Annotated in this window: 4 protein-coding genes and 1 pseudogene; 3 read left to right on the top strand and 2 right to left on the bottom strand. The window is 64.0% G+C overall.

Going from position 1 to position 4,172, the window contains the following annotated elements:
* Together Q4E95_RS08470 and Q4E95_RS08465 are read right to left on the bottom strand one after the other, a co-directional pair.
* Window positions 1–835, bottom strand: an 835-nt coding sequence (locus Q4E95_RS08470; protein ID WP_303382887.1) for a hypothetical protein, incomplete at its 3' end; no start/stop codon positions are given.
* The gene (locus Q4E95_RS08465) at window positions 832–1,488 is read right to left on the bottom strand and encodes a hypothetical protein (protein WP_303382886.1); all 657 of its coding nucleotides are present in this window, start codon (window positions 1,486–1,488) and stop codon (window positions 832–834) included. The genes Q4E95_RS08470 and Q4E95_RS08465, both read right to left, overlap by 4 nt.
* A gap of 310 nt (window positions 1,489–1,798) precedes the next feature.
* On the opposite strand from Q4E95_RS08465, the gene Q4E95_RS08460 reads away from it, so the two are divergent.
* The 3 genes and pseudogenes from Q4E95_RS08460 to Q4E95_RS08450 form a co-directional block, all read left to right on the top strand.
* The gene (locus Q4E95_RS08460; protein WP_303382885.1) at window positions 1,799–3,013 is read left to right on the top strand and encodes a dicarboxylate/amino acid:cation symporter; all 1,215 of its coding nucleotides are present in this window, start codon (window positions 1,799–1,801) and stop codon (window positions 3,011–3,013) included.
* Window positions 3,014–3,191: 178 nt separating this feature from the next.
* Window positions 3,192–3,716 (top strand): SRPBCC domain-containing protein, encoded by a 525-nt coding sequence (locus tag Q4E95_RS08455; RefSeq protein ID WP_303382894.1) that lies wholly within the window; start codon window positions 3,192–3,194, stop codon window positions 3,714–3,716.
* 72 nt (window positions 3,717–3,788) lie between these two features.
* Window positions 3,789–4,172 (top strand): annotated as a pseudogene (locus Q4E95_RS08450) (LuxR C-terminal-related transcriptional regulator); the annotation flags it as partial.

Here is a 4,172-nt window from a genome sequence, read left to right as displayed (position 1 = left end):
CGTCCGCTGCATCGGTGGTCTCCGGTGATTCAGAGGTTTCGGACGAGTCGGCGGAATCGGCGGCGTTCTCGCTGTGGCGTTCTCCGGCCTCACGGACGGTTTCCCTGGCGGCGTCGAGATCGATGTCGTCACCGAGGTCCACGATCTCCGGTTCGGAGAACTGGCCCAGTCCGAGCGCGGCCTCGGCCACGATGGCTTGGCGTTCCCAACTCAACGATTCCTTGTCGCGACCCACGCCGCGCAGGGCCTGCGCGTACGCACGGAACAGGCGCGGGCTGTAGGAGAAGCCGCGGTTCTTGTCGAGCTGCGGGATCTGCAGGGCTTCCAGTGCGGCCTGGCTGTTACCGACATCCGCGTGGATCCCGGATACAACCATGGCCAGTTCCACCTTGCCGGTGGCGTCCAGTTTCTCCGCCGCGGCCGATTGGGCCTCTTCGAGGGCTTTATCGACCTTGCCCAGCGCCCGCTGGCAATCCACCATCAGCGGCAGATGTTCTTCCGAACCGGAAATGCGGCGATGGGTGCGCAATTCCTTCAGTGCCAGCGCGTAGTCCTCGGCGGCGTAGGCCGCCACTCCCGTGGCTTCGCGGACCGCGGCAATGCGGCCGGCCTTGCGCACCGCGGCATTGGCGTGTTCGAGCGCGAACTCCGGATCGACCTCCAAATAGCGCGCGGCCATGACCAGGTGCTGAGCCACTCGCTCCGCATTGCGCGGTTCGAGTGCCTCCAGCTGACGACGCGTGGGCTTGTCGATCTCGCGACCCGTGACGTCCTCGTCAATATCAGGTGCGATGAACCGCGGTTTGTCCAGGTCATTGAGGTCCCGACGGGTCATCCGCTCTTCGCGGTCCGCATCCCTGCGGCGATCATCGCCACCAAAGTTGTCCCGCCGCCGATCGTCACGACGTCGGTCATCGCGGCGCCCGCCGGAACGGTCATCCCGGCGGAAATCCTTACGACCGTCTGGACGGCCGTCTGAACGGCCGCCACGATCGTTGCGGCGGTCGTCCCGGCGGTAGTCTCTGCGGTCTCCACCTCGATCATCACGGCGACCATCGACGGGGCGACGATCATCACGGCGGTCTGCGCCGCGGTCGTCCCGGCGGTCCTCGCGGCGATCTTGCGAACCACCACGGTCGTCCCAGGTGCGGCTGCGGTTGCCGGTCTCACGCTTGCGTTCCCAGTCACCGCTGCGGCGCTCCGAACGGTGGCCGTCCTTGCGGTCCTGGAAGCGGTCGAACTGACGGCTAGGGCCCTTGCGGTCACCGGAACGGCCGTCCGAGCGATCATTACGCGGGCGGTCATCCCACCGGCGGGGTTCGCGGCGGTCTTCGCCGCCCCCGTTCTCCCGACCGCGATCCTCGCGACGGTCTCCTCCGCGAGCGCCTTCAGCGCGCTCGCTGCGGCCCCCTCCATGGCGATCGTCTCGACGATCCCGGGAGTCGCCGCGGTCCTGCCAGGAGCGACCCCCGCGGTTGTTCCAGCCACCGGACCCACCCGAGGCGCGGCGCCGGTCTCCGCCGGAACGCTCGGAATTGTCGCGGGAACCGTACTGTTCGGAATCGGTCAAAGGGATCTCCTTGTGGGGCCTGCGGCCCAAACGCGTGGAAGCGACAGGATGTGTCGCGGTAGTCTTCATTGCATTCTACAAAGGGGACGCGGTCGGCGCCCCCTCGACCGTGGGTCAGCTTGGTCACCGCCCTGTGTAACGGACGGTGCCAGCTACTTCGAGACGGTCACAATCGTGAGAACGTGTCGATAACCCATTGCCCCTCCTTGTCCCGAGAGATTTTGAATCATGAGTCTTCGTTCTCTGTCCAAAAACCTGCTGCTGCGGGTACTGGTGGCCATTGTGCTGGGCATCGTCTGTGGGATGTTCTTCCCAGAGGGTGTCGCGCGATTGTTCCTCACCTTCAATGGCATTTTCAGCCAGTTCCTGGGATTCCTGATTCCCGTACTGATCGTGGCGCTGGTGACCCCGGCCATTGCGGACCTCGGGCGCGGCGCGGGCAAGTGGCTGGCCGTGACCGCGGGAATCGCCTACGGATCCACTGTCTTTGCCGGCCTCCTGACGTTTTTGGTGGCCAAGGCCAGCTACCCGTGGTTGTTGGGTGATCGGGGCTCAGTCGGTTCCCTGGAAAACCCCGAAGATCATGCGCTGTCCGGGTTCTTCGAGATCACCATGCCTCCGGTCTTCGACGTGATGACCGCCCTGGTGCTCTCCTTCTGCCTGGGTGTCGGGATCACCATGGTCAAGGGCAACTCGCTGCACAAGGGGTTCGACGAGCTGCGCATCATCATCATGATGATCGTGGAAAAAATCATTATCCCGCTGCTGCCCATTTACATCTTTGGCATGTTCATGAGCATCACCATGAACGGCCAGATCACCACCATCATTTCCACGTTCATCCGCATCGTGGTCCTGGCGTTCATCATGACCGTGGTCATCCTGATCATTCAGTACGTGGTGGCCGGAATCATTGCCAAACGCAATCCGTTCGTGCTGCTCAAGAACATGCTCCCGGCGTACGCCACCGCACTCGGTACGTCCTCCTCCGCCGCGACCATTCCGGTGACGCTCAAGTGCGCGGCTCGTAACGGTGTGGACGATCGCGTGGCCGGGTTCACCATTCCCCTGTGTGCCACGATCCATCTATCCGGTTCAACCATGAAAATCGTCCTGTTCTCGTTGGCGATCATGACGATCACGGGCACGCCCATCAACTCGTGGCAGTACGTGGGCTTCATTTTCCTTCTGGGCATCACCATGGTGGCCGCTCCCGGTGTGCCCGGCGGTGCCATCATGGCCGCGGTGGGCATTCTGCAGTCCGCGCTCGGGTTCGACGAGACGGCCGTGGGCCTCATGATCGCCACGTACATCGCGATCGACTCGTTCGGCACCGCGTGCAACGTCACCGGTGACGGCGCCATCGCGACCATCATGGATCGCATCCTCAAGAACCGCCGTCACGACCTGAAGGCCCCGGAGGACTCCCCCGTCTCGGCCTGAGGGATCTGTGAGCTCTCCGAGCGACGACGGCGCCGCGCGGGCAATGCTCGTGCGGCGCCGTCGTCCATTAATCCCCTCGGTGGTTGTGGGAAGACGCACCGCCGGATTGAATGGGTGCATCATGGCGCGCTCGTCCGCGCCGAGCACGAGGCCCCCAGCCCGAGGAGTCCGAACCGTGATGAACAGCGAAGCGCAAAATTTCGACGGTACCTACGAGGTGATCGACGACCGCCCGGCGATTGTTTTCGAACGCGAGTATCCGGTGGCTCCGTCCCAGCTGTGGACGACCGTGGCCACAGCACCCGCCATGAGTCGTTGGTTCCCCTCCAGAGTGCAACTCAATGCGCATCAGGGCGGCGGCATCGTATTCACCGGTGACCCGCACATGGAGTCCAGCACCGGTACGGTGACGAATTGGGAACCGGAACGCCATTGGTCGTTCACCTGGGGAGACTCCGAAATCGATATTTCCGTCGAGCCGAGCGGGGAGGGCAGCAAACTCACGTTCATAGAGTTTCTTGAGGCGGAGAACACCGCGGCCCGTAATGCCGCCGGGTGGCACGTGTGCCTACACGCCATGCAGAGTGTGCTCACCGGTGACACGATGACCACGCCCCTGGACTGGGAACCTGTGTACCGCGGATATGCAGAGAAGGCTTTGCCGACCGGCGCTGTGGTGCCCGGAATCAACGACAGGAACTGACGACCAACGTGAGGAAAGCGAGGGCCTCATCCCGTCTCGGGGTGAGGCCCTCGCTGGGTTTGGAGACCCACCGATGGTGTGGAAACGGCCTCAAACATCCTCCGGGAAATCGACACCCACATAGTCATGGTGACTCGCCACGCTCGCCCAGGAGTCCTCCGGCGTGCCCTGGCAGCCGGCGTCAAGGGCTTCGTACCCAAATCGACCCCTTCGGAGAAACTGGCCGAAGTCATCCGTGCCGTGGTCAGCGGTGCACGCTACGTGGACCCGGAAATTGCCGCCAGCGCACTCACCGGCACGGACTGCCCGCTCACCGGACGGGAGCTCGACGTGCTCCGTGCGACCACGGAACACGACACCCTTGCGCGCACCGCTGCGGAGCTGCACCTGGCCCCGGGCACGGTCAGGAACTACGTGTCCGCTGCCATCGCCAAGCTGGGCGTCAGCGGCCGACAT

The organism is Kocuria sp. (genome assembly GCF_030536815.1).
Taxonomy (GTDB): Bacteria; Actinomycetota; Actinomycetes; order Actinomycetales; family Micrococcaceae; genus Kocuria; species Kocuria gwangalliensis.
This window is presented reverse-complemented; position numbering and strand designations above follow the sequence as displayed.

Coding starts and splice junctions, on each gene's coding strand:
- Q4E95_RS08460 (WP_303382885.1), top strand. CDS start 1,799: ATGAGTCTTCGTTCTCTGTCCAAAAACCTGCTGCTGCGGGTACTGGTG.
- Q4E95_RS08455 (WP_303382894.1), top strand. CDS start 3,192: ATGAACAGCGAAGCGCAAAATTTCGACGGTACCTACGAGGTGATCGAC.